Below are 22,576 nucleotides of genomic sequence, written 5' to 3'. Positions count from 1 at the left end.
CGGCCGGGTCCGCCGGGTCGGAGGGGCCGCCGGCCCGGCGCGTCCGACGGCCCGGCCGGCCCGGACGGTGGTCAGGCGGGGCGGTTGTAGACCGTGATCGTCAGGTTGATCCAGCTGAAGACGGTATATCCGATCCGGACGTCTTCGCGGTTGAACCGCACCGAGGCGAAACGGTCCTCGTTGGTGATCGCGCAGAGGTACCGGGTTTCGGGCAGGTCCTCGTCGAGCGTCAGCTCGTAGTGTGCCGTCGCCTGCTGGCAAAGCTCCGGGCCGTCACCTGTGGCTTCCCTCAGCTCGGCATTGTTTATCGGCTGCAGGCCGATGACGCTGAACTTGAGATCGGCCCGGCCCGTCTCGTCATAGCCCGTAACGTCCCAGTCCGGAGCAAGTGAGTCGAGGTCGATCTCCGATGTCGCGGAGAGCGGGACGACGGTTTCAGCCCGGTGCACCGTCACCGACGTGCCGCCGGGCGCGGGATCCTGGCCGCCAGCGGTTCGCGACGGACCTGACGAACCCGAGGAACTGCTCACGGTCGGGTTCGGGGCCGGCGCGCTGGCCTCCGGTGCCGCGACCGGCCGCACCGACCACCCGAGGGTGCCCGCTCCGATCAGCGCCAGCGCCAGCGCGCTGTGGAAACCAAGGGGACGGTTGTCGGCCGTACGCCATCTGAAGGCGAGCGCGACCCCACCGACGAGCAGGCTGCCCGCGATGAGCCGCAGCCCGGCCGTCGGATGCTCGGTGAAGAAGGATGCGACACCGGCGATCGACCCGGCCAGAGCCGCTGCCTGAATGAGGCGTTCGACCCAGTTGATCTTTTGCCGGGGCGTGGGCGGATCGGTACGCGGCGACGGTGGATCCACGGTGGCCGACACGGCCCCAGGGTATCAATTTCGGCAGATCGGTACGTTCGGATAGACGACTGGTTTGTCGTAGAGGAGCTTGCTGTCGCCGACGCCGTCCTCCTTGGGGATCGGTTTGGCGTTGAACAATTGCAGGAATGTGTTGATCACCGCGACCAGGCCGGCCGGGATGGTGTAGCCGACACCGTACGACGCCCAGAGGCCGAGCTGGGCGCTGCGGCACACCACGAGCGGCGCGCCGAGCGCGGAGCCGATGGTCATTCCGAGGGTGAGGGTCAGCTGGAAGTAGAGCCCGGCGATGAAGCCGAGCGCGCCGAGCCCGACGTGGAACTTGGCGTGGTAGTCGAGCCAGACGCCGTTGACGCCGACCGATATCCCGGTGATCGAGTCCATCAGGCTCTGGTCGACGCTGATCGAGGTCGGCGCGCGGACCCCGAAGGAGCCGTTGGCGTAGCCGAAGGACATCGACTGGTTGAGCGACCATTCGCCGACGGCGGAGATGTTGCCGTCCTTGGCGCCGAACGCCGTGTGCACCCCGATGACCTGGGTCACCGTGGCCGCGAACGGTACGCCGAGCACCTCGCCGATCGGGACGCTGAAGTCGACCGGGATCGGGATGCGCGGGTCGATGTTCTGTCCGGTCGACGTCGTCGCGTTGATCTCGACCCGCAGCGCCGCCGCCCCGTTGATTTCGAACTCGGCCCGGATCACCTTGGCGCCCCGGATCTCCAGGTGGAATGCGGCGGTCGGCGCGGTCATCTTGAGCAGGACCAGGCCAACCAGCCGGACGCCGGCCGAGCTGTAGGTGAATTCCGCGCCGACGCCGTTGGCGCAGCAGATCGGCCGCGGAGTCAGCTGAGGACGCTGGTTGGCTGCCGGCACCACCAGCCCGCCGTCAGCGGAAGCGCCGCCGACCGGCCCGAGGGCGCCGCCGCCGTGGGCCGGCCCGATGTCGTCGCCACCCTGGCCCGGCCCGATGCCGCCGCCAGCGACAGCGGAACCGCCGCCGGTGCCGCCGCCATCGTCGTCGGAGGTCTGCGACCAGCTTGCCGCCGCGTCCGGCACCGGCCGGGCAGCGGCCAACGGAACGGGCTCCGCGCTGGTGAAGGTGCCGTCGCGGATCACGTCGGTGATGTCCACCGGGCCGATCGCGACCGCCAGGTCGTCCCCTTCGCGCCGTACGTCGATCACCCGACCGACGGCCCGGCCGGTGAGGAACATGACCTTGCCCGGGGCCAGTTGGTCGGCGTTCGCCGCCGCGGGGTCGATGCGCCAGGTGAAGGTGTCGGCGGCGACCGAGCGGACCGACGCCGCTCCGCCGCCGACGATCACCACGTCCGGTTGGTAGGTGACGTCGGGGTGCGGCGTCGGCGCGGCACCGTACCGCTGTTGCGCCTGGGCGCTCACCGACGGCCCGGTCGGTGCCGGCGGGTCGCCGGCCGGGCCACTGCGCGCGCACCCGGTGACGGTGAGCAGGGTGACCGTGGTGACGGCGAGCAGCCGTCGGTAGTCGTCGACGCGGATCCGCATGGCCGGCACCACTCTCTTTGCGAGCGGCGGCGGGTCAGAGCCGACCGGCGATGAGCCGGGCGGCGTCCTCCAGCCGTTGGCGGTGCTCGGCGGGGTCGCTGAGCAGCACCAGCCGCAGGCACACCCACTGGCCGGACTTCTGCACGTAGGCGGCGTCGTCCTCGGCGTACGCTTCGTCGCCGATGCCGGGCAGCTCGCGGAACTCGTGCCCGAGCTCGCGGTTGATGTCGAGGATCTTCTTCGCTCCGGGGCCGACGAAGACCTCGACCTGGGCGAGCGGGCCGGAGGTCGGCCCGGTGAACGTGCAGGTCTCCCGCACCGGTAGCGGCTCGTCGAGGGCGGTCCCCGCCAGCTGCTCCGCCTCCTGCTTGGTCAGCAGCGCGCAGGGGTCGACATCGGCCGACGCGCCGGCGGCCGTGCCGTCGCCCCCGGACCCGTCGGCGCCCTGGCCGGATCCGCCGGCGGCCTGACCGGTCGGCGTGTCGACCCGGCTGCGGATCAGCCCGATCAGCTCGACCACGGTGTCCCGGTCGAGGTCGCGGGAGGTGATCTGGATTTCGCTGGCCCGGTCCGCGACGGCGAACTCGGCGATGCCGCCGGCGGCGAACCGGATGCCGTCCGGGCCGGGTTCGGTCTCGCCGTACGGGGATTCGGGCAGTTGGCCGCCGACGGCGGTGCCCCAGTCGCCGATGCTCACGGTGACCGAGTGGTAGGTGTCCGGGTTTTCCCAGGTGCAGGCGCTGCCGCCGGGTCCGCTGGACGGTTCGCCGTCGTCGTGGTCGCCGATGAGCGGGGTGATCTCGTCGGTGGCCAGCAGCGTGCAGGCGTCGATCGGCGGTACGTCGTCGGGCTCCGCGCCGGCTGCCGGCGGTTGCCCGTCGGCGGGCTGCGTCGCCGGGTCGGCACCGCCGCAGGCGGCGGTCGCGGGGATCAGCAGTACGGCCGCGAATGCCAGCAGCCAGTGGTGTCGACGGGTGAGCCAGTGGTGTCGCCGGGTGTGCCGGCGTGCGGTGACGGGCGGGTCGGTGTCCATCGTGGTGCCTCCGGCGGCGGCGAGGTCAGGTCGGGTCGGGTGCCCGCAGTGGCGTGTGGCCCGGCGGTGTCGCTGGTCTAGCATCCTATTCATTAGACAACAGTATTGTCGAGAGACATCGTCTAGTGAATCCGTTGGTAGTATCTGCTGGCTATGGCTGAGGCGAAGGAGAGCAGGCCCGCCCGCCGCTACCGGTCGGCGGTGCGCGAGGAGAGCGCCCGGCGTACCCGTCGGGCGGTCGTCGCGGCGGCCCGTGACCTGTTCACCGAGCGCGGCTACGCGGCGACCTCGCTGGCGGACGTGGCCGCCGTGGCCGGCGTCGCCCGGCCGACCGTCTTCGCCGCGTTCGGCTCCAAACCGGCGCTGCTGCGGCAGGTCCTCGACGAGGCGCTCGCCGGTGACGACGAGCCCGTCGCCGTCGCGGACCGCCCCTGGTACCGGCCGGTCCGGGTGGCGACGACCCAGCCGGCGGTGCTCGACGCGTACGCGGAGGTGTGCCGGCTGATCGGCGGCCGCGCGGCCCGGATGTTCGAGACGGTACGCCGCGCCACCGACGACGCCCCGGAGGCGGGCGAGGTGTGGGAGACGTTGCTGCGCAACCGGCGCATCGGTGCCGGTACGGTCGCCGCCCGGCTGGCCGAGCTGGGGCCGTTACGCGACGGCGTCGACGTGCAGCGGGCCACCGATGTCATCTGGCACTTCAACGACCCGGCCCACTACGACAGCCTGGTGCTGCACTGCGGCTGGGACGAGCAGGTCTTCCGGGACTGGCTGGCCAGCCAGCTCAAGCACGCGCTGCTGCCGGACGCCTGACCGGCGTCGGTCAGGCGCTGAGGTAGCGCCGGTCCGCCGGTCAGGCGCTGAGGTAGAGCCAGTAGGCGAGCGAGATCAGCGCCATGATCGCGACGAAGGCCAGCGGTACGGCCAGGCTGGCGGTCAGCCGGGGGAACCGCCGGTGCAGCGGGTCGCGCTGCTCCCACCGCCAGCGGAATCGACGCAGCGCGGCGGCCCCCGGTAGGCGCGTCATGCCGGCGCCGACCCGGTCACGCCAGGTGACGGCACGCGGCGGCGGATTGCGCATCCAGTCCGGCAGGTCGACGTTCACCGGGCGATTGTCCGACAGGTCCTTGTCGGACCGCAGCTGGTTTTCCACCGGCACTGCGGGGTGCTCAGCGGAGGCCATCGTGGCCGCCGCGTCGTTCGTCGGCGTCGGCGATCCCGTGCCGGACGGCGAGCCGGATGATCCAGTAGAGCACCAGCGCGCCGAGGCCGTACCCGACAAGAGTCAGGATCAGAAAAAAGAAGCCCTGGCCGGAAAAGAACTCCATGCCGACATGGTGACAGCCCTGTTCCAGTGACTCTTAACGAACTCTCATCGAGTTCTCGTCCGGCTTCCATCCGCTTCGGTTGAGATCAGTTGGTGGAGATCGCGGTTGAGCGGGGGCGTTGCTGTGAGTTACTTCACGTTCTGACCGATCGGTCAGGAGTTCCGGGGTGGCTCCGGCATCCTTGGTCGCGACGGGTGGGCAGCGGGAAGGAGGTAGGTCAGGTGACACAGGCCGTCCGCAGCGGCGCAGGCCGGGCCGAGCTGCGCGAGCAGATCCTCGCCGTGGCGGCCCGGCGGTTCGCCGAGGTCGGCTTCCGGGGCACCTCGCTGCAGGACATCGCCGCCGAGGTCGGCTGCGCCAAGGCCTCGCTGCTCTACCACTTCGACAGCAAGGACGCGATCCTCGCCGCCCTGATGAAACCGGCCGTCGACAGCCTCGCCGACCTCGACCGGCGACTGGCCGACCTCGACGACGAGGCCGCCCACCGTACGGCGATCGACGGTTTCATCGAACTCTGCCTGCGCTTCCGGCGACAGATCGCGGTGCTCTACGCCGAGATCCCGCAGCTGCTGCACCAGCCGGCCTTCTGCGACCTGGAGCAGATGATCGGCCGGCTGCACTGCGCGTTGGCCGGCGACCGCGACGACCCGGCGGAGATGTTCGCGGCCCTGGTCGTCCTGGCCGGGGCCTCCGCCGCCAGCGCCGAACATCTCGACCTCACCGACGACGAACTCCGTCCCCTGCTGACCCAGGTCATCGCCCGGACCCTCGGCGATCCGCCGCGCGCCCGGGACTGACCAAGCACCACACACACCAATCCGCCACGCCCGACACCTCAGAGGATGCCGCATGGCCACCCTGCTCTACCGGCTCGGCCGGACCGCCTTCCGCAGACGACACCTGGTCGTCGCCATCTGGCTGATCGCCCTGGTGGCGCTCGGCGCGGCCGCGCTCGCCTTCCGTGGACCGACCGCCAGCAACTTCAGCATCCCCGGCACCGAGTCCCAGGCGGCGCTGGACCAGCTGCAGGAGCAGTTCCCGGAAGCCAGCGGCGCCGGCGGGACGATCATCGTCGTCGCCCCCGAAGGCCAGCAGCTGACCACCGAGGACGGCCAGGCGGCCGTACTGTCCGTCGTGGCCGAGGCCAACGAACTGCCCGGCGTGGTCGGCGCACTCAGTCCCTTCCAGACCGGCACGGTCTCCCCGGACGGCCGGTACGCGCTGATCAACGTGCAGTTCGCCGACCCGGTCGACGAGGTCACCACCGAGCAGCGGGACGCGTACGAGGCCGTCGGTGAACCGGCCCGCGACGCCGGGTACCAGGTCGCCACCGGTGGAGAGGTGCTCAACACCGAGCCGCACGTCGGATCGCAGGAGGCGATCGGTGTGGCGATCGCCCTGGTGGTCCTGATCGTCACCTTCGGGTCGCTGGTCGCCGCCGGAATGACCATGCTGAACGCCCTGATCGGCGTCGGCGCCGGGATGGCCGGACTCTTCGCCCTGAGCGGCGTCGTCAGCCTCACCTCCACCGCCCCGGTGCTGGCCCTGATGCTCGGCCTCGCCGTCGGCATCGACTACTCGCTGTTCATCACCTCCCGGCACCGGCAGAACATGCTCGACGGGCTGGAACCGGAGGAGGCCGCGGCGCGGGCGGTCGGCACCGCCGGGTCGGCGGTCGTGTTCGCCGGGGCCACCGTCGTCATCGCCCTCGCCGGCCTCGCCGTCGTCGGCATCCCGTTCCTCACCGTGATGGGTCTGGCCGCCGCCGGTACGGTCAGCGTCGCCGTCCTGGTCGCCATCACCCTGCAGCCGGCGCTGCTCGGCTACGCCGGCCGCCGGGTCCTGCCCCGCCGGTTCCGGGCCGCCCAGCCGACCGGGAACACCGAAAAGACCGAGAACACCGAGCACGCCGAGAACACCGAGACCTTCGGATTCCGCTGGGCGCGGCTGATCATCAAGCTGCGGATCCCGGTGATCCTGCTCGGCGTGGCCGGGCTCGGCGCGCTGGCCATCCCCGCCGCCGACATGCGGATCGCGCTGCCGGACGCCAGCACCGCCCCGGTCGGCAGCACCGAACGCACCGCCTCCGACCTGATCTCCGAAGGATTCGGGCCGGGCTTCAACGGCCGACTGCTGATGGTGGTCTCCGGTGACTCGGCCGAGTCCACCACCGCCACCGCCGGCCAGGTCGCCACCACCGTGCAGGGGCTGGACGGCGTCGTGGCGGTCACCCCGCCGCAGCCCAGCCAGGACGGGCAGACCGTGATCCTGGCGGTCATCCCGACGGCCGGCCCCACCGACGCCGAGACCGAGGAGCTGGTCGAGCGGATCCGTGAGGAGATCGCCGTACTCGGATTGTCGCCCGACGACGACGGCGCGGTCCAGGTGGCCCTGACCGGCGCGACCGCCGTCGGCATCGACGTGTCCGACAAGCTCTCCGACGCGATGCCGGTCTACCTGCTGCTCGTCGTCGGCCTGTCGATCCTGCTGCTGATGCTGGTGTTCCGGTCGATCCTGGTGCCGGTGAAGGCCGCCGCCGGGTTCCTGCTGACCGTCGGTGCCGCGTTCGGAATCACGGTCGCCGTGTTCCAGTGGGGTTGGCTGTCCGGCCTGGTCGGCCTGGACACCGCCGGGCCGCTGGTCAGCTTCCTGCCGATCCTGCTGATCGGCATCCTGTTCGGGCTCGCCATGGACTACGAGGTGTTCCTGGTCTCCCGGATGCGGGAGGACTTCGTGCATGGCGACACCGCGACCCAGGCCACCATCAACGGGATGGGCCACGGGGCCCGGGTGGTCACCGCCGCCGCGCTGATCATGACGGCGGTGTTCGGCGGGTTCATCCTGCTCGACGACCCGGTGATCAAGTCGATGGGCTTCGCGCTGGCGATCGGCGTACTGATCGACGCGTTCGTCGTACGGATGACGATCGTGCCGGCGGTGATGTCGTTGCTCGGCAACGCCGCCTGGCGACTGCCCCGCCCGCTGGCCCGGATCCTGCCGAACGTGGACATCGAGGGCGAGCAGCTGCGGGTCCGGCTCGCCGCCGAACGGGAGGCGCAACTCGTCTCCACCGGCACCGACCGGGCCTGACCGACAGGTCCGCCAGACTGACCGGCCGGCACCGGCGCGCACCCGACCGCGCGCCGGTGCCGGTGTGCCGACTGCGTGACGGTGCCGGTGTGCCGACTGCCTGACGGTGCCGGTGTGCCGACTGCACGACGGTGCCGGTTGCGGCAGGATGCCAGGCATGAACCTGGCAGACCGACCCATCGCGCCCAGCCCGTACGACCTGCTTCCGCCGGTCGACTCGTTCACGCTGACCAGCACGGACGTCCTCGACGGCGACGTGCTGCCCGACGCGCACATCTTCACCGGCGCCGGCGGGGAGAACCTGTCCCCGCAGCTGTCCTGGTCGGGGTTCCCGGCCGCGACGAAGGGATTCGTCGTCACCTGTTACGACCCGGACGCCCCGACCGGCTGCGGATTCTGGCACTGGCTGCTGGTCAATGTGCCTTCGTCGGTGACGGACCTGGCCCGTGGCGCGGGTGGCGCTCCCGAGACGGCTGCCCCAGGGGCGTTCAGCGTGCGCAACGACTTCGGCAACGCCCGCTACGACGGTTCCGCGCCGCCAGCAGGGGACCGGCCGCACCGCTACATCTTCGCCGTACACGCCCTCGACGTGGAGCGGCTCGACCTCGGACCGGAGGCGACCCCGGCGTACGTCGGATTCAACCTGACGTTCCACACCCTGGCCCGGGCGACGCTGACCGCGACCTACCAGAACCTGGGCTGACCCACCCCCCCGGTCGCACACGTCGCAGTTGCTGCCGGCGGCGATCTTGCACTTATCGATGGACAAATAGGGCAAGTCTTCTCGATAACTGCAAGATCGTCGCGGGGGGATGTCGCGGGGGGATGTCGCGGGGGGATGTAGCGGGGAGGGGGACCGTGGTGCCTGGGGTGGTCAGGGGCGGATGCAGCAGCCGGGGCAGATCTTCGGGTCCGGCAGGGTGAACGCCAGGCAGCAGGTCCGGCGCTGCACCGACAGCGCGCCGTCCGCCCCGGGCACCAGCTCGATCAGGTCGCCGACGTCGAGCGCGTCGAGCAGCGTGCCGATGGTCGCGGCCGACGACCCCGGCAGGGCGTCCGCCGCCTGCAGCACCGCGTAGGCGATGCCGGAGGATAGCGAGCCGAGCAGGGTACGCGGGCCGAGCTTGACCCGGGAGTGGATCCGGTCGAGCAGCGGGCTCATGTGCTGGTCGAGCAGGGACGTCCGCAGCACCCGCAGCAGTTCGGCCTCGTCGGCCACCACCAGCACCTCGGGCAGGCCGGCGGCCGCGATCGGGTCGTGCGGCAGCACCGCGACCGGGATGCCGGGGCGCAGGCCCACGTCGACCAGCGGGCCGGCGTCGTCCATCCGCAGCAGTACGTCGTCGGCCCGCATCAGCGGCACCCGTCGGGCCGACGCCCAGCCGAGCGCGACCGGCAGGGCCACCCAGTAGCTGTACGCCTTCCAAGCCAGGGCGGCGGCGGCGTGCCGTTTGGCCTGCCAGCGGCTGGCCGCCGAGTCGAGCATCCGGGGCAGCTGGTCGCCGTCGATCAGGTCGGTGGCCGGGAACCAGCCGGTGGCGTCGTGGACCAGCAGCCCGGCGTGCAGCCCCGGCAGGTCGTCGGTGCCGAACGCTGCACGCAACGTAGCGCTGATCGGGGCCAGTGGGGCGGCGGCCCTGGCGCGGGGGTCGATGACGGCGGTCACTGCCAGTGACCGCCGTTCGCGGAACCGGTGGCCGCGAGGGAGCGGATGCTCCCGTGCTGAGCTGGGCGGTCGTTGCCCTGCCTCATCGCTGTCACCTCTCGGACCTTCCGCTCGCTGCCGACGTCTCACCCTAGCTTCCTAAGGCTAGCCTAACCAGAGTTTGGCGAAACTGCCGCATGAAGAAACAACGTCGTGTAACGGAGAGTGTTTGTCATGCTGCGGTGTGATGTGGTCGGCGGGCGGCATCCATCGCGATGCAACTGTGGGTTACCCCGTTGGCGACATCTCGTCCATAGGATGACGTACGGCTCTGTTGGCATTGCTGAGCGTGGCGGCAGCCGAGTTGTCAAGGATTCTGTCGGTAACGCGCCAATGTCGACCGGGCGTACGAGTCGGAAAGCAGACTGAAGATCCGGCCTGAGGGGACGCCTTGCGATGACCAGCTCGCCCATCGACCGCGCCGCGGACACCTTCGCGGCCGAACTCGCCCAGTGGCGCATCGACCGGGCGATGACCAAGAAGCAGCTGGCCGCCCGGATGGGCTTCGACCCGTCCTACATCAGCCACGTCGAAGGCCGCCGGCACCGCCCCACCGAGGACTTCGCCCGCCGCGCCGAAGCCGTACTCGGCGCCGGCGGCGCGATCTGGCAGCGCTACCAGGAGTACGACGAACTGCGGCACAGCCGGGCCACCACCACCCCGCTGCGCGACCCACCCGTACCGGAGCAGTGGATGCCGCCCGGCACCGGACTCATCGTCGAACAGGAGGTCGCCACCCTCAGCTACCAGGACGGCTACTACCACTGCACGATCCGCCGCGCGCTCTACAACGCCGGCACAGAACCGGTGACCCGCTACCTCGCCCGGATCGCCGTCGACCGGTACCCCGACGACCCGGACCGCTCCAACCGCCACCACCGCGACCACCCGCTGACCTTCGCCGAACTGGACCTGCACGCCTACTGCGGCCCACCCGCACACCGCGAACCGATGCAGTGGCGCAAGAAGCACGACCGGGACGCGTTCAAAGAGGTCTGGCTGCTGTTCGAGAACCCGCACGGGCGGTACCCGCTCTACCCGGGCCAGCGCACCACCATCGAGTACACCTACCGGGTCGGGCAGGAGAAATGGGGGCAGTGGTTCCAGCGCGCCGTCCGGCTACCGACCCGGCAACTCACCGTACGGCTGGAGTTCCCGGCGGCGTTCGAACCGCAGGTGTGGGGCGTCGAGACGTCGCTGTCGGCCGAGGACGCGCCGCTGCGTACCCCGCTGCGCCGCCAACAGGTCGACGGCCGGACCGTGTGGGAATGGTCGACCGACGCCCCGTTGCTCAACGCCCGCTACCGGCTGGAGTGGCGGTTCCGCTCCGGTGCGCCGATCGGCCCCGCGCCCGACGGCACCGACGGCCCGCCGGAGCGGCCCGACACCCGGGCCAGTGAGCGGATGCGGGCCATCGGCATCGTGCAGCGCGGTGCCGAGATGCTGCGGCAGCCGGCGCAGCCGTTCGAACTGCCGGCCGACGAGACCGTGGCCCTGGACACCGTGGCCCGGCTGCGGGCGATGCTGGCGCGACTCGACGAGCTGCACCCGTTCAGCAAGGGCGTCGGGCTGGCCGCACCCCAGATCGGGCTGCCCTGGGCCGCTGCGGTCGTCCGGTCCGCCGAACCGGGTGCCGAGCCGCTGGTGCTGCTCAACCCCCGGGTCGTCGACGTCGCCGCCGACACCGACGACCGGTACGAAGGCTGCCTGTCCTTCTTCGACGTCCGAGGGCTGGTCCCACGTCCGCTGCGCCTCGACGTCGAACACGCCCGGTTCGACGGCAGCCGGGTGATCACCTCGTTCGACCGGGCGATGGCCCGGCTGGTCGCCCACGAGATCGACCACCTGGAGGGGCGGCTGTACGTGGACCGGATGCCGCCCGGCTCGACCCTGGTTCCGGTCGAGCAGTACCGCGACAGCGGCCGCCCCTGGACCTACTGACGCCGGCCGGTTTCCGGTCTGCCGGCTTCTGCGGTCCGCCGCCGGGCTCACACCTCCCCGAAGCTGTCGTAGCGGATGTGCGCTGCCGGCACCTCCAGCTCGGCCAGGGTCCGCAGGCTGGCCCGGACCATGCCGGACGGGCCGGCGACGAAGAAGTCGTGCTCGTGCCAGGGGCCGTAGCGGGCCAGCACCTCGGGCACCGTACCGTGCTCGCCGGTCCAGCCCGGGTCGTCGGTGCAGCACGGCACCAGGTTCAGCCACGGGTACGCGGCGGCGAGCCGCTGCAGCTCCGGCAGGTCGTACAGGTCGTCACGGGTACGGGCACCGAGATAGACGTGCACCCACCGGCTGCGGTTGAACCGGGTCAGCTCGTCGACCAGCGCCTTGATCGGTGCCAGCCCCACCCCACCGGCCAGGCAGACGATGTCGCGGGGCGAGTCGCGGTCCAGCAGCATCGTGCCCATCGGGGCGGCGACCCGCAGCAGGTCGCCGGGGCGGACCCGGCGGACCAGCGCGCTGGAGACCCAGCCGGCGCCGGCGGCCCGGACGTGGAATTCCAGTACGTTGTCCGGCCGGGGCGCGTTGGCGATCGAATAGCTGCGCCACAGCCGGGGCGCGTAGCGCGGCGCCTCCACGCTGACGTACTGCCCGGCCTGGTGGACCAGCGGATGCTGCAGCGGCCGGCAGGTCAGTACGGCGACGTCGGTGCCCCGGCGTTCGTGGCTGAGCACCTCGGCGTGCCAGAAGGCCGGGCCGGTGTCGCTCTCGGCACCGAGGATCAGGTTGGTGGTGAGGAGTTGCAGCGCCTCGCTCCAGGCCTGGTCGTACTCGATCGTCCACCGTTCGTCGGCCACCGTCCGCAGCGCTTCGAGCAGGGCGGGGCCGAACACCGCGTACTGTGCAGGTTGCACATGGAACTTGCGGTGCGCCCGACCGAGGCCCTGCAGGTATTCGGCGAACTGCTCCGGGTCGTCGATCGAGCCGACCGCGCTGACCAGCGCCTCCACCAGGCAGCGGCGCTGAGTGTCCATGTGCACCGGGAACAGTTGGCGCAGGCTCGGTTGGTCGAGGAACAGTCGGGCGTAGAAATAGCCGGCGACCTGGTCGCGCTCCTCTTCGACGAGGACCCAGCTCTCCTTCAGCAGTTGTGCGAGATCGCTCATCGGGCCCTTCCCCGTCACCGTGCCGCCACTGACCGCGTATCCGCTCAGTCCCAGAGTGAACACTCTTCGTAGTGAATCGTCGGACACGATGTGCGACTTTGCTCAGCCGTACCGGCTGCGGCACAGTGGTCCGGTGACGGTCGAACTCACCGGGCCACCACCGCCGGCCAGCAGCCGCGACGCCGACCCGGCCAGCCCGCTGCCACCCCGGATGCTCCGCCACGAGGTGCTGCTGGTGCTGGGCGTCTCGCTCGGCCAGTCCGCCATCTACGCGCTGGTGACCATCACCGCCCGGCTCACCGCAGACCGGCCACTGGGCCAGCAGACCGCCACCATGAACGCCTCCCAGTCGGCCCGCCCCTGGCTCGACCTCACGTACCAACTGCTCGGGATCTTCTTCGCCCTGGTCCCGGTCGTGCTCGCCGTCCACCTGCTCAACCGCGACCGCGCCGACGCCCGGGCCCGGCTCGGCCTCGACGCCCGGTCGCCGTGGCGCGACCTCGGCTGGGGCGCGGCGCTGGCCGCCGCGATCGGGCTGCCCGGACTCGCGCTGTTCTGGGTGGCCGCGCTGCTCGGCCTCAACGCCAGCCTGGTCCCGGCCGCGCTACCGCAGCTGTGGTGGACGGTCCCGGTGCTGATCCTGGCGGCCGCGCAGAACGCCATCCTGGAGGAGGTGATCGTGGTCGGCTACCTGATGACCCGACTGCGTCAGCTCGGCTGGCGCGTCGGCGCGGTCGTCGCCACCAGCTGCCTGCTGCGCGGCACCTACCACCTGTACCAGGGCCTCGGGGCGTTCGTCGGCAACGTGATCATGGGTGTGGTGCTGTCGTTGTTCTTCCTGCGCACCCGGCGGGTGATGCCGTTGATCATCGCGCACACCCTGCTGGACGTGTTCGCCTTCGTCGGCTACGCGCTGCTGCCCCGGGAGTGGTTCAGCTGGCTGTGACCCTGCCGCGGGTCACCGCGTGTCAGCTGGTCGCGGCCGGCCGGTAGTGCGCCGTCGCCCGCGCGGCCAGCCGAGCCATCACCAGCGTGTCGCCGGCGCAGGCGACCAGCGCCCGCGCCCCGGGCAGCAGCCGGGCCGGTAGCCGCAGCAGAGCCCAGCCGCCGCCGGACAGGCCGCCGGCCAGCTCGGCGAGCCGCTGCGCGCCACCGGACCACCGCGCCACCGGGTCACCGTCGTCGTCGGCCGGTCGCTGCGCGGCCGCCAGCGCCGCGCGGGCCGCGTCGACATCCGGGTGTACGCCGGTCAACGCCAGCAACTCCGCCGCCCGTTGCGGGTCGGTCGGGTCGTGCCGGTACGCGGCCGACACGTGCAGGGTCAGCGCGGCCTGGGCCCAGCCGAGCGTGACCAGCTCCATCGCCGGGCCGAGCAGTCCGGCGGCACCGGCCGCGACCGCACCGGCGCCGGCGTACCGGGTGAACCGGCGGGCCGCCAGCCGGGCCAGGGCGTCGTCGCTGGCTGCCGGGTAGTCGCTGCGTAACCGCGCCACCCAGTCGCGCGCCGCCGGCCCGATCCGGTCGACCGCCGCCAGGGCCAACAATTCCGGGGCGTACGCCGGACGCGCCAGCACCTGCCAGCCGATCCCGTCGGGTACGCCGACCGGCGTCGGCGGCTGAGCCGGCGCGGGCTGAGCCGGCGCGGGCGGTGCCGGCGGCGACGGCTGAGCCGGTACGGCGGCGGCCTTTCTCGGGGCGGCCCGCTTTGCTGGTGCCTTCGCTGGCGCCTTCGCCGGTGGTGCCTTGGCCGCCTTCTTCGCTGGCGCCGACTTCGCCGGCACAGCTTTCTTCGCTGGCGCGGCCTTTTTCGCCGCGGGTTGCTGCTGCTTCTCGGCGGCGGCCGGCGGCACCGGGTCCGGGGTCGGCGGCTGGAACAGCACCGGCGCGATGGCGGCCGGTGGAGCCTTCGACGGGGTGGCCCTGGGCGTGGCGGCCTTCGGGTTACGGCGGCGGCCCGGCTGCGCGGGGGGCGACGGCTCCTCCATGCTGAGTCAGCCTATCCCGAACCCGCCCGCACCACCCGTCACATGCGGTAGCGGGCCGCGCCGGCCCCGCGTCCCGCCGGCAAACCGGCCCGCGCCGGTCGCGCGTTTCGCCGGCAGGTCGCCGGGTACCCGGGCCCGGTGGCCCGACCTGCCGCTGACCTCGCCGCGTTGGCGACTCCGCTGACCAGCGCCGACGACCTCGATCCGCTGATCGAGCGGGTCGGTGACGCCCGCGTGGTGATGCTCGGCGAGGCCAGCCACGGCACCCACGAGTTCTACGCCTGGCGGGCCGCGCTCACCCGTCGGCTCGTCACCGAACGTGGCTTCTCGTTCGTCGCCGTCGAAGGCGACTGGCCCGACTGCGACCGGGTCGACCGCAGCGTACGGGGCCGCCTCGACGCCCCGCGCGACCCCCGCGACGCACTGATCAGCTTCGAACGGTGGCCGACCTGGATGTGGGCCAACGACGAGGTGGTCGACTTCTGCCGGTGGCTGCGTCGGCACAACGACTCGGTCGGCGAGGCCGCCCGGGTCGGCTTCCACGGCCTCGACGTCTACTCGCTGTGGGAGTCGCTGCGGGAGATCCTGGTCCACCTGCGCGAGCACCGGCCCGACCAGGTGCCGGCGGCGCTGGCCGCGTACCGCTGCTTCGAACCGTACGGCGAGGACCCGCAGGACTACGCCTCGGCCCTGCGGCTGGTCCCGGCCGGCTGCGAGGCGGAGGTGACCGACCTGCTGGTCCAGCTGCGGGCCGCAGCCGCCGCCGACGGTGCCGGCAGCTTCGGGGCCTGGCAGAACGCCGAGGTCGTGGCCGGTGCCGAACGCTACTACCGGGCGCTGCTGGCCGGCGGCCGACTCTCCTGGAACGTCCGGGACCGGCACATGGACGACACCCTCGACCGGCTGCTCGACCACTACGGCCCGACCTCGAAGGCCGTGGTCTGGGCGCACAACACCCACGTCGGGGACGCCCGCGCCACCGACATGGCCGACCTCGGCGAGGTCAACATCGGACAGTTGGCCCGCGAGCGGTACGGCCGGGAGCAGGTCGTGCTGGTCGGCTTCGGCACCTACCAGGGCACGGTGGTGGCCGGGGACTCGTGGGGTGCGCCGATGCGGCTGATGCCCGTACCGCCGGCCCGGCCGGGGTCGCTCGAAGCGGAACTGTCCGCCGTCGCCCCGGCCGAGGCGTTGTTCGTCTTCCCGGCCGACGGCGGACCGGACCTGCTCACCGACGAGCGGGACCACCGGGCGATCGGGGTCGTCTACCGGCCGCACCGGGAACGGCACGGCAACTACGTGCCGACCGTCCTCGGCGACCGCTACGACGCGTTCTGCTGGTTCGACCGCAGCCGGGGGGTACGGCCGCTGCGTACCCCCCACGTCGACCTGCGGGAACCCGAGACCTTCCCGTCCGGGGTCTGAGTCGCACCCGGTCGGGCCGGGGGAGCGTGCGCCCTACTCGGTGCGCAGCCCGTCGGCGCGCATCAGCCGCCACAGCACCGGCAGGCTGGCGACGGTGACTCCGATCGCCGCCCCGGCACCGAGCGCACTCGCGCCGGCCACACTCCACCAGGAGAACGCCAGGCTGCGCCCGACCATGCCGAGCAGTACCGCGCCGAGACCGAGCCCGGCGACGACCGCCAGGGCCGTGCCGATCAGCACCGGCACCAGCTGCTGCCAGAGGACCGCCCAGCCGAGCACCCGCCGTGGGGTGCCGAAGGCGGCCAGCATCGCCAGCAACCGGCGTCGCTCCCGCAACTGCTCCAGCGTGCTGACCAGCAGGCTGGCGCCGATCAGCAGCAGGGTGACGACGATGCCGACGGTCAGCCCGCGCCGGATGTTGACGTACTGCCGGGCCTGTTCGTTCGTCGACAGGGCGGAGACCTGCCCATTCACCCCGGCCGTGGCCGCGAGGTTGCGGACCCGTTCGACCGCGTCCGGCACGGTCGGGTCGATGGTCAGGTACGCCTGGATCGTCATCGGTCCGGGCACGGTGGGGTCGATCGCTCCCGTGGTGGCGAAGATCCCTCGTAACTGGCCGCCCCACGGGTCGACGCGTGGCTCGGCGGTGCGCACAGTAGGCGGGAGCGTCCACCCGTACTGATCCTCGCCGACCTGCAGCCGGTCGCCCGGCCGGGTGGTAGCCGCCACCGGCGCCGGCGGTGCGGTCCCGGCGCGGACGGCGGCATCGGGCGGCGTGACGAGGAAGACGTCACCGTCGGCGCAGTCGGTCACGGCGATCAGGTCGGCCAGTACCGCGCAGTCGGCGACGGTCAGCTGATCCCACACCTGGACGTCGCCCGACCCGGCGGTGACACCGGTGGTACGGAATCCACGGACCGACTCGACTCCGGGCACCTCGGCGACCCGGGCCAGCAGCCTGTCCGCCTGTCCGCCGGTAGGCGATCCGACGTACAGGGAATGACTGGCCCGGGTCGGATCCGCGCCGGTGCTCCGGGTGAAGTCGTCCTCGATGCCGATGAACAGGCCCTGCAGCGCTATCGTGCCGGCCACCGCGACCGCGACCCCGGAGACCAGCCGGGCGTTGCCGGCACCGTCGACCTGGAGCCGGCGGACCGCCAGCTGCCAGGCGACCGGCCCACCGCGCATCCGGCGTACGGTCGTCTCGATCAGCCACGGCAGTAGCGTCACCACGCCGATCAGCATCAGTACCGCCCCGGCGGCGACCTGGTACTGGGCCAGCGCGTCGAAACTGGAGATCCCGCCGCGCAGCAGCGGATAGAGCAGGGCCAGCCCGGCCAATGGCACCGCCAGGCGCCACCCGGGCCGGCGGCGGCGGGGCGTGGCCCGGCGTACCACCCCGAGGGGTTCGGCGACGACGCCGCGCAGCGCGATCAGGCCGACCGCGACGGCGGCCAGCGGTGCGGCGACCACGGCCAGCGCCACCAGTACGGCGGGCGGGCGTACGTCGGCGGCGAAGACGCTGAGGTCCGAGACCTGCACCAGCGGGGTGATCTGCCGGCCGATCAGGAACAGTGCGGCGCCGACAATCAGCCCGAGCAACGCACCGGTGAGCGCCTCGCCTGCGGCGAACCGGCCGATCATCCGGTGGTCGGCGCCGGCCAGCCGCAGTGCCGCCAACCGGCGGTCCCGGGCGGCGCCGCCGAATCGGACCGCCGCGCCGAGGAAGACGACGATCGGCAGCAACAGCACCACGAAGATGATCACGACGAGCAGAGTGAGGACCGGGCCGAGCACTTCGTTCGGGCCCCCACCGCCGAACGCGGTGACCCGGTTGCTCAGCTCCGGGTCCAGGTCGGTACTGCCCCGGTAGAAGGCCAGTTCGGCGGGTCCGGTCAGACCCTCCGGGCCGATCTGGCCGACGATCCGCTCGCCGATCCTGGGTGCCAGCAGCGCGCCGTCCGGGCCGGCCAGCAGCTCGGCCAGCGCCGGTGACACGACCGCTTCGCCGGGTCCGGGCAGCGCCGCCACCCCGGGCGGCACCGGTGCCTGCGGCCCTTCGGCCGCAATGGTGCGGCCCCAGACCCCCTGGTTCCGGAAGATCGTGTCGGAGTAGGCGAACAGCAGCGCGTCACCGGTGCTGTCCTGAATGTACCCTCCGGCTCGGGCCGCGCCGCGCTCCTCGCGGGCCGCGAGGGCACCCGGCACCGAGGCGGCGAGCAGCAGCATCGCCACCCCGATGCCGACGCCGACGGCGGTGAAGATCGCCCGGGTCCAGCCGTCCCGGCCGCCGCTGAACGCCAGCCGGGCCCCGAAGGCGACGTCGTAACCGAGCCGGCCGAGCCCACCGCCACGCTGTCTGGTGTAACGCAGCCGGGTGCTGCGCGGCCCGGTCATCGGGCCAGCGCCAGGTCGCGGGTGCGGCCGTCGCGGACCACGACCTCCCGGTCGGCGTACGCGGCGACCCGTGGCTCGTGGGTCACCAGCACCACGGCCGTGGTGGCGTCGCGGGCGGCGGCGGTCAGCAGCTGCATCACCCGCTCGCCGTTGAGCGAGTCGAGGGCCCCGGTCGGCTCGTCGGCGAAGACCACCGACGGCTCGCCGACCAGGGCACGGGCGATCGCCACCCGTTGGCCCTGCCCGCCGGACATCTCGCCGGGCCGCTTGTCGGCGACGTCGCCGACCTCCAGCCGGTCCAGCCAGTCGGTGGCCCGCCGCTGCGCGTCGCGGCGGCCGACCCGGTTGAGCCGCAACGGCAGCGCGACGTTCTCGACGGCGGTCAGCTCCGGCACCAGCTGCCCGAACTGGAAGATGAACCCGAAGTCGGTACGGCGCAGCGCGCTGCGCCGTACGTCGGACATGGCGGTCACGTCCTGGTCGCGGTAGCCGACCCACCCCGAGTCGGGTCGGCTGATCCCGGCCAGGCAGTGCAGCAGGGTGGACTTGCCGGATCCGGACGGTCCCATGATCGCGACCACCTCGCCGGCGACGATCCGGATCGACGCCCCGGCCAGTGCCGGCGTCGCCCCGAACGACTTGTGCAGCTCCTCGGCGTACAGCAGGGGTGTCGTCACCGGTGCAGCTCCTTGGCGAGTTGGTCGAGCCGGGCGGCGGTCAGCTCCAGCCACCGCAGGTCGGCTTCCAGGTGGAACAGGGCGTGGTCGCAGATGAGCTGGTCGGCGAGGTCGCCGCCGGTCTTGCGGCGGGTCAGCTCGCGCATCAGCCGCAGGTGCTCGGCGCGCTGCACGTCCAGCAGGTCGGCGGCGGGCCGGCCGGTGAGCAGCGCCAGCACGACCTTGGTGTAGAGGGTGTTCTGCAGGTAGACGTCGGGCTTCTCGGGTTGGCGCAGCCACTGGGCGACGTCGGAGACACCGGCGTCGGTGATCGCGTACCGCTTGCGTTCCGGGCCGTCGCCGGGGACCACGCCGTCGACCTCGACGAGGCCGTCGCGCAGCAGCCGGGACAGGGTCGAGTAGACCTGCCCGAAGTGCAGCGGCTTGCCGCGGGCGAACCGTTCGTCGTAGGCGCGTTTCAGGTCGTAGCCGTGCCGGGGGGCGGACTCCAGCAGCCCGAGGAAGGTCTGACCGAGGGACATGGCCGTCACTGTACCCCAGGTGTATACACCCGGTGTATATAGGCCGGCGGGCCGACCCGGCCAGCGAATCGGTTGACAGCGGCTATTCGCTCAGTGAATAGTTGGCCAGGTGTCCACCGTCCACGTTCTCCTCGGGCTGCTGTCCCGTGGCCCCCGGCACGGCTACGAGCTCAAACGCGACCACGACCAGCGGCTGCCCCGCGCCAAACCCATCGCGTTCGGCCAGGTCTACGCCACCCTCGGCCGGATGCAGCGCGACGGCCTCGTCGAGGAGGCGCAGCGCGACCGCGCCGCCGGACCCGACCGCACCTCGTACGCCCTCACCGACACCGGCCGGGCCGCCCTCGACACCTGGCTCGACGCCATCGAGGCACCCGCCCCGTACGTCACCAGCGCCCTGCTCGCCAAGGTCGTCGTCGCCCTGCTGATCGACGACCCGCAGCGCGCCCGGCGCTACCTGGCCGCCCAACGCGCCGCACACGCCGCCCGGATCCGCGAACTCACCCGCACCAAGACCACCCCCGACGCCACCCTCGGCGAGATCGTCGCCGCCGACTACGCCATCAACCATCTCGACGCCGACCTGCGCTGGCTCGACGCCACCGTCGGGCGCGTCGCCGACCTGCACCGGGAGGTGCACCAGTGACAACCAGCGAAACGGTGCTCGCCGGCCGGGGAGTGGTCCGCTCGTACGGCGCCACCCCGGCGCTGCGCGGCGTCACCCTCGACGTCGCCGAAGGCGAGATCGTCGCCGTCACCGGACCGAGCGGCTGCGGCAAGTCCACCCTGCTGCACTGCCTCGCCGGCATCCTGCGCCCGGACGCCGGCGAGGTCCACTACCGCGACCAGCGCATCGACCTGCTCTCCGAATCGGCCCGCGCCGTGCTGCGGCGTACCGAGTTCGGGGTGCTGTTCCAGTTCGGCCAGCTCGTCCCGGAGCTGACCGCTGCGGAGAACGTCGCCCTGCCCCTGCTACTCGCCGGCACGGGGCGGCGAGCAGCACGGACAGCGGCGCTCACCTGGCTGGACCGGCTCGGCGTCGCCGACCGGGCCGACACCGTACCCGGCGAGATGTCTGGCGGCGAGCAGCAACGCTGCGCCATGGCCCGCGCGATGATCACCGAACCGCGGGTGCTCTTCGCCGACGAACCCACCGGCGCGCTGGACAGCCTCGCCGGCGAACAGGTCCTCGGCCAGCTGGTCCGGATCGCCCGCGAACAGCGGACCGCCGTCGTACTGGTCACCCACGAACCCCGCGTCGCCGGGTACGCCGACCGGGAGATCCTGCTGCGTGACGGCGAGGTGGACCCGGCCGGGCTCGGCCAGGTCGTCACCCAGGCGGCCGGGTCGTGATCCGCCCGACCGCCCTGCTGCGGCTCGGCCTCGCCGGCACCCGCACCGACACCGTACGGATCGTCCTCACCGCCACCGCCGCGTCCCTGGCCACCCTCACCTTCCTGGCCGCGGCGACGGTCATCGCCGTACCCACGGTCTTCGACGACCGCTCCAACCGGTCCCCGCAGTACGGCCCGGCGCTGCTCGCCGAAGCCGGCCTGCGGCCCGGCGTCGCCATCACCCTGTTCCTGCTGGCGATCCCGGTGCTCGCCCTCGCCGGACAGTGCGCCCGGCTCGGCGCGCCGGCCCGCAGCCGCCGGCTCGCCGCGATCCGGCTGGCCGGCGGCACCCCCAACCAGGTCCGGGCGCTGGCCGCCACCGAAACCGGGCTGGCCGCTACGCTCGGCACCGGCATCGGACTCGCCGGCTACCTGGTCGGCCGGCGGCTACTGCACCGCCCCGACGAGCTCGGACTCCTGCCGCTGCCCACCGACGTCCTGCCCCCGGCCTGGGCCCTGCTGCTCATCGTGGCAGGCATCCCGCTGCTGGCCACCGGGGTCGCCGCCGCGATGCTGCGCGGCGTCGTCGTCACACCGTTCGGCGTACGGCGCAGCGGCCGGGTCGGCCGACCCGGCTGGTGGCCCGGCGTCCTGATCCTCGGCGGACTGGCGCTCGCCTTCGTGTTCCGGCCGCTGCTCGACTGGACCGTCGGCCGAGGTGAACCACTGTGGATCGTACTCCTGGTCGGCTTCGTCGGCGCGCTCGCCGTCGCGATCGGCGTCGCCACCGGCACCGGCTGGATCTCCTACGTCAGCGGGCAGCTGCTGCACCGGGTGGCCCGCCGCCCCGCGACCCTGCTCGCCGCCCGACGGCTGACCGCCGACCCGTGGCACGGTGCCCGGACCTTCGCCGCGTTGCTGGTCTGCGTCCTGTTCGGTGCCGGCACCGCCGGCTACCGCGCCTACATGGCGGCCGAGTTCGACAGCCGGGAACAGGTCGGCCGGCTGCTCGCCGAGCAGAGCGGGCAGCCCTACTACCCGAGCGACGACAGCTTCTACTTCAACGCGGTCACCCTGGTGAACATCGCGGTCCTGCTCGGCCTGACGATCGCCGCCGCCGGTCTGGCGGTCGCGGTCGCCGAGAGCGTCGTCGAACGCCGCCGCGCCAACGCCGCACTGGTCGCCACCGGGGTGCCGCGTGGCGTCCTCGCCCGCTCCATCCTGGTGCAGACCCTCACCCCGCTGCTGCCGGCGACCCTGGTGGCGCTGGCCGCTGGGACCATGCTGGTCCGGGCACTCGGCACCGAGGTCTCCTCTGGATCCCAGTCGACCGGATACTGCGAACCGGCGGACGCCTGCCGGACCGCTGAGGACCGGGAGCTGCACGGCCGCATCATCGAACACCCCGGGGTCACCCTCGCGGTGCCGGTGCCGCTGGACGACCTGGCCCTGCTCGGGGCCGGGGCGGTGCTGGCCGCCCTGGCCACGGTCGGCATCGGGCTGCTGTTCCTGCGCGGCGCCACCGACGTGACCGAACTACGCGCCAGCTGACCGGGCCGTAACCAGCGGGTCAGGGCCGGCGCGTCC

The 22,576-nt window shown here is 72.3% G+C and carries 21 protein-coding genes; 10 read left to right on the top strand and 11 right to left on the bottom strand.

Annotation, left to right across the window (positions count from 1 at the left end; translation table 11 throughout):
• Nucleotides 1-71: 71 nt before the first annotated feature.
• The 3 genes from ACN28F_RS15040 to ACN28F_RS15030 are packed head-to-tail and all read right to left on the bottom strand — an operon-like array spanning nucleotide 72 to nucleotide 3,423.
• Nucleotides 72-872 (bottom strand): hypothetical protein, encoded by an 801-nt coding sequence (locus ACN28F_RS15040; protein ID WP_421358294.1) that lies wholly within the window; start codon nucleotides 870-872, stop codon nucleotides 72-74.
• A 12-nt stretch (nucleotides 873-884) separates the two neighbouring features.
• Nucleotides 885-2,390, bottom strand: coding sequence for a hypothetical protein (locus ACN28F_RS15035; protein ID WP_421358293.1), 1,506 nt, complete (start codon nucleotides 2,388-2,390; stop codon nucleotides 885-887).
• Between the two features lie 34 nt (nucleotides 2,391-2,424).
• Entirely contained in the window at nucleotides 2,425-3,423 is a 999-nt protein-coding gene (locus ACN28F_RS15030) for a hypothetical protein (protein ID WP_421358291.1), read from the bottom strand.
• 153 nt (nucleotides 3,424-3,576) lie between these two features.
• Between ACN28F_RS15030 and ACN28F_RS15025 the strand changes: the two genes are divergently transcribed.
• The gene (locus ACN28F_RS15025) at nucleotides 3,577-4,236 is read left to right on the top strand and encodes a TetR/AcrR family transcriptional regulator (protein WP_289208587.1); all 660 of its coding nucleotides are present in this window, start codon (nucleotides 3,577-3,579) and stop codon (nucleotides 4,234-4,236) included.
• A gap of 40 nt (nucleotides 4,237-4,276) precedes the next feature.
• Here the strand turns inward: ACN28F_RS15025 and ACN28F_RS15020 are convergent, their stop codons facing one another.
• Both ACN28F_RS15020 and ACN28F_RS15015 read right to left on the bottom strand, forming a co-directional pair.
• On the bottom strand, nucleotides 4,277-4,528 hold the full coding sequence (locus ACN28F_RS15020) for a hypothetical protein (RefSeq protein ID WP_421358289.1): 252 nt from the start codon (nucleotides 4,526-4,528) through the stop codon (nucleotides 4,277-4,279).
• A gap of 64 nt (nucleotides 4,529-4,592) precedes the next feature.
• Nucleotides 4,593-4,751: a hypothetical protein gene (locus tag ACN28F_RS15015; RefSeq protein ID WP_289208585.1), complete on the bottom strand. Its 159-nt coding sequence runs from the start codon at nucleotides 4,749-4,751 to the stop codon at nucleotides 4,593-4,595.
• Nucleotides 4,752-4,972: 221 nt separating this feature from the next.
• Between ACN28F_RS15015 and ACN28F_RS15010 the strand changes: the two genes are divergently transcribed.
• The 3 genes from ACN28F_RS15010 to ACN28F_RS15000 all read left to right on the top strand — a co-directional run bounded on the left by ACN28F_RS15010 (nucleotide 4,973) and on the right by ACN28F_RS15000 (nucleotide 8,544).
• On the top strand, nucleotides 4,973-5,548 hold the full coding sequence (locus ACN28F_RS15010; RefSeq protein WP_421358288.1) for a TetR/AcrR family transcriptional regulator: 576 nt from the start codon (nucleotides 4,973-4,975) through the stop codon (nucleotides 5,546-5,548).
• Nucleotides 5,549-5,600: 52 nt separating this feature from the next.
• The gene (locus ACN28F_RS15005) at nucleotides 5,601-7,841 is read left to right on the top strand and encodes an MMPL family transporter (RefSeq protein ID WP_421358287.1); all 2,241 of its coding nucleotides are present in this window, start codon (nucleotides 5,601-5,603) and stop codon (nucleotides 7,839-7,841) included.
• A 157-nt stretch (nucleotides 7,842-7,998) separates the two neighbouring features.
• Complete coding sequence (locus ACN28F_RS15000; RefSeq protein WP_421358285.1) at nucleotides 7,999-8,544, top strand: YbhB/YbcL family Raf kinase inhibitor-like protein; 546 nt, start codon at nucleotides 7,999-8,001, stop codon at nucleotides 8,542-8,544.
• A gap of 171 nt (nucleotides 8,545-8,715) precedes the next feature.
• On the opposite strand, the gene ACN28F_RS14995 is transcribed toward ACN28F_RS15000, so the two are convergent.
• Complete coding sequence (locus ACN28F_RS14995; protein WP_289208581.1) at nucleotides 8,716-9,507, bottom strand: hypothetical protein; 792 nt, start codon at nucleotides 9,505-9,507, stop codon at nucleotides 8,716-8,718.
• Nucleotides 9,508-9,942: 435 nt separating this feature from the next.
• Here ACN28F_RS14995 and ACN28F_RS14990 point away from each other — a divergent pair, with 435 nt between their 5' ends.
• Entirely contained in the window at nucleotides 9,943-11,487 is a 1,545-nt protein-coding gene (locus ACN28F_RS14990) for a peptide deformylase (RefSeq protein WP_421358284.1), read from the top strand.
• A gap of 47 nt (nucleotides 11,488-11,534) precedes the next feature.
• On the opposite strand, the gene ACN28F_RS14985 is transcribed toward ACN28F_RS14990, so the two are convergent.
• Nucleotides 11,535-12,650 carry a globin domain-containing protein gene (locus ACN28F_RS14985; RefSeq protein ID WP_421358283.1) on the bottom strand — a complete coding sequence of 372 codons (1,116 nt, stop codon included), beginning with the start codon at nucleotides 12,648-12,650 and terminating at the stop codon, nucleotides 11,535-11,537.
• 211 nt (nucleotides 12,651-12,861) lie between these two features.
• Between ACN28F_RS14985 and ACN28F_RS14980 the strand changes: the two genes are divergently transcribed.
• Nucleotides 12,862-13,596: a CPBP family intramembrane glutamic endopeptidase gene (locus ACN28F_RS14980; protein ID WP_289210760.1), complete on the top strand. Its 735-nt coding sequence runs from the start codon at nucleotides 12,862-12,864 to the stop codon at nucleotides 13,594-13,596.
• Nucleotides 13,597-13,618: 22 nt separating this feature from the next.
• Here ACN28F_RS14980 and ACN28F_RS14975 read toward each other — a convergent pair whose 3' ends face one another.
• A complete protein-coding gene (locus ACN28F_RS14975; protein WP_421358281.1) occupies nucleotides 13,619-14,635 on the bottom strand; it encodes a hypothetical protein in 1,017 nt (338 codons plus the stop codon).
• Nucleotides 14,636-14,773: 138 nt separating this feature from the next.
• Here ACN28F_RS14975 and ACN28F_RS14970 point away from each other — a divergent pair, with 138 nt between their 5' ends.
• Nucleotides 14,774-16,060: an erythromycin esterase family protein gene (locus ACN28F_RS14970; RefSeq protein ID WP_421358280.1), complete on the top strand. Its 1,287-nt coding sequence runs from the start codon at nucleotides 14,774-14,776 to the stop codon at nucleotides 16,058-16,060.
• Nucleotides 16,061-16,093: 33 nt separating this feature from the next.
• Here the strand turns inward: ACN28F_RS14970 and ACN28F_RS14965 are convergent, their stop codons facing one another.
• From ACN28F_RS14965 to ACN28F_RS14955, 3 genes are read right to left on the bottom strand one after another with little or no spacing between them, the layout of a single operon-like run.
• The gene (locus ACN28F_RS14965; protein ID WP_421358279.1) at nucleotides 16,094-18,457 is read right to left on the bottom strand and encodes an FtsX-like permease family protein; all 2,364 of its coding nucleotides are present in this window, start codon (nucleotides 18,455-18,457) and stop codon (nucleotides 16,094-16,096) included.
• Nucleotides 18,454-19,134: an ABC transporter ATP-binding protein gene (locus ACN28F_RS14960; protein WP_289208576.1), complete on the bottom strand. Its 681-nt coding sequence runs from the start codon at nucleotides 19,132-19,134 to the stop codon at nucleotides 18,454-18,456. Before ACN28F_RS14960 ends, ACN28F_RS14965 begins: the two co-directional genes overlap by 4 nt.
• The gene (locus ACN28F_RS14955) at nucleotides 19,131-19,655 is read right to left on the bottom strand and encodes a PadR family transcriptional regulator (protein ID WP_289208575.1); all 525 of its coding nucleotides are present in this window, start codon (nucleotides 19,653-19,655) and stop codon (nucleotides 19,131-19,133) included. The genes ACN28F_RS14960 and ACN28F_RS14955 overlap by 4 nt, the downstream gene beginning before the upstream one ends.
• A 109-nt stretch (nucleotides 19,656-19,764) precedes the next feature.
• Between ACN28F_RS14955 and ACN28F_RS14950 the strand changes: the two genes are divergently transcribed.
• The 3 genes from ACN28F_RS14950 to ACN28F_RS14940 are packed head-to-tail and all read left to right on the top strand — an operon-like array spanning nucleotide 19,765 to nucleotide 22,540.
• A complete protein-coding gene (locus ACN28F_RS14950) occupies nucleotides 19,765-20,301 on the top strand; it encodes a PadR family transcriptional regulator (RefSeq protein ID WP_289208574.1) in 537 nt (178 codons plus the stop codon).
• Complete coding sequence (locus tag ACN28F_RS14945; protein WP_289208573.1) at nucleotides 20,298-21,008, top strand: ABC transporter ATP-binding protein; 711 nt, start codon at nucleotides 20,298-20,300, stop codon at nucleotides 21,006-21,008. The genes ACN28F_RS14950 and ACN28F_RS14945 overlap by 4 nt, the downstream gene beginning before the upstream one ends.
• Entirely contained in the window at nucleotides 21,005-22,540 is a 1,536-nt protein-coding gene (locus ACN28F_RS14940) for an FtsX-like permease family protein (protein ID WP_353850491.1), read from the top strand. Before ACN28F_RS14945 ends, ACN28F_RS14940 begins: the two co-directional genes overlap by 4 nt.
• Nucleotides 22,541-22,576: the final 36 nt, after the last annotated feature.

The sequence above is a fragment of the Solwaraspora sp. WMMA2101 genome, assembly GCF_049179175.1.
In the GTDB taxonomy this organism is placed as follows: Bacteria; Actinomycetota; Actinomycetes; order Mycobacteriales; family Micromonosporaceae; genus Micromonospora_E.
The sequence above is the reverse complement of the archived record's forward strand: the minus strand, read 5'-3'. Positions and strand labels throughout refer to the sequence as shown.

Excerpts from the sequence above, each read along its gene's own strand:
- ACN28F_RS15035 (WP_421358293.1), bottom strand. The coding sequence starts at position 2,390 with ATGCGGATCCGCGTCGACGACTACCGACGGCTGCTCGCCGTCACCACG.
- ACN28F_RS15030 (WP_421358291.1), bottom strand. The coding sequence starts at position 3,423 with ATGGACACCGACCCGCCCGTCACCGCACGCCGGCACACCCGGCGACAC.
- ACN28F_RS15025 (WP_289208587.1), top strand. The coding sequence starts at position 3,577 with ATGGCTGAGGCGAAGGAGAGCAGGCCCGCCCGCCGCTACCGGTCGGCG.
- ACN28F_RS15015 (WP_289208585.1), bottom strand. The coding sequence starts at position 4,751 with ATGGAGTTCTTTTCCGGCCAGGGCTTCTTTTTTCTGATCCTGACTCTT.
- ACN28F_RS15005 (WP_421358287.1), top strand. The coding sequence starts at position 5,601 with ATGGCCACCCTGCTCTACCGGCTCGGCCGGACCGCCTTCCGCAGACGA.
- ACN28F_RS15000 (WP_421358285.1), top strand. The coding sequence starts at position 7,999 with ATGAACCTGGCAGACCGACCCATCGCGCCCAGCCCGTACGACCTGCTT.
- ACN28F_RS14990 (WP_421358284.1), top strand. The coding sequence starts at position 9,943 with ATGACCAGCTCGCCCATCGACCGCGCCGCGGACACCTTCGCGGCCGAA.
- ACN28F_RS14985 (WP_421358283.1), bottom strand. The coding sequence starts at position 12,650 with ATGAGCGATCTCGCACAACTGCTGAAGGAGAGCTGGGTCCTCGTCGAA.
- ACN28F_RS14980 (WP_289210760.1), top strand. The coding sequence starts at position 12,862 with ATGCTCCGCCACGAGGTGCTGCTGGTGCTGGGCGTCTCGCTCGGCCAG.
- ACN28F_RS14975 (WP_421358281.1), bottom strand. The coding sequence starts at position 14,635 with ATGGAGGAGCCGTCGCCCCCCGCGCAGCCGGGCCGCCGCCGTAACCCG.
- ACN28F_RS14965 (WP_421358279.1), bottom strand. The coding sequence starts at position 18,457 with ATGACCGGGCCGCGCAGCACCCGGCTGCGTTACACCAGACAGCGTGGC.
- ACN28F_RS14955 (WP_289208575.1), bottom strand. The coding sequence starts at position 19,655 with ATGTCCCTCGGTCAGACCTTCCTCGGGCTGCTGGAGTCCGCCCCCCGG.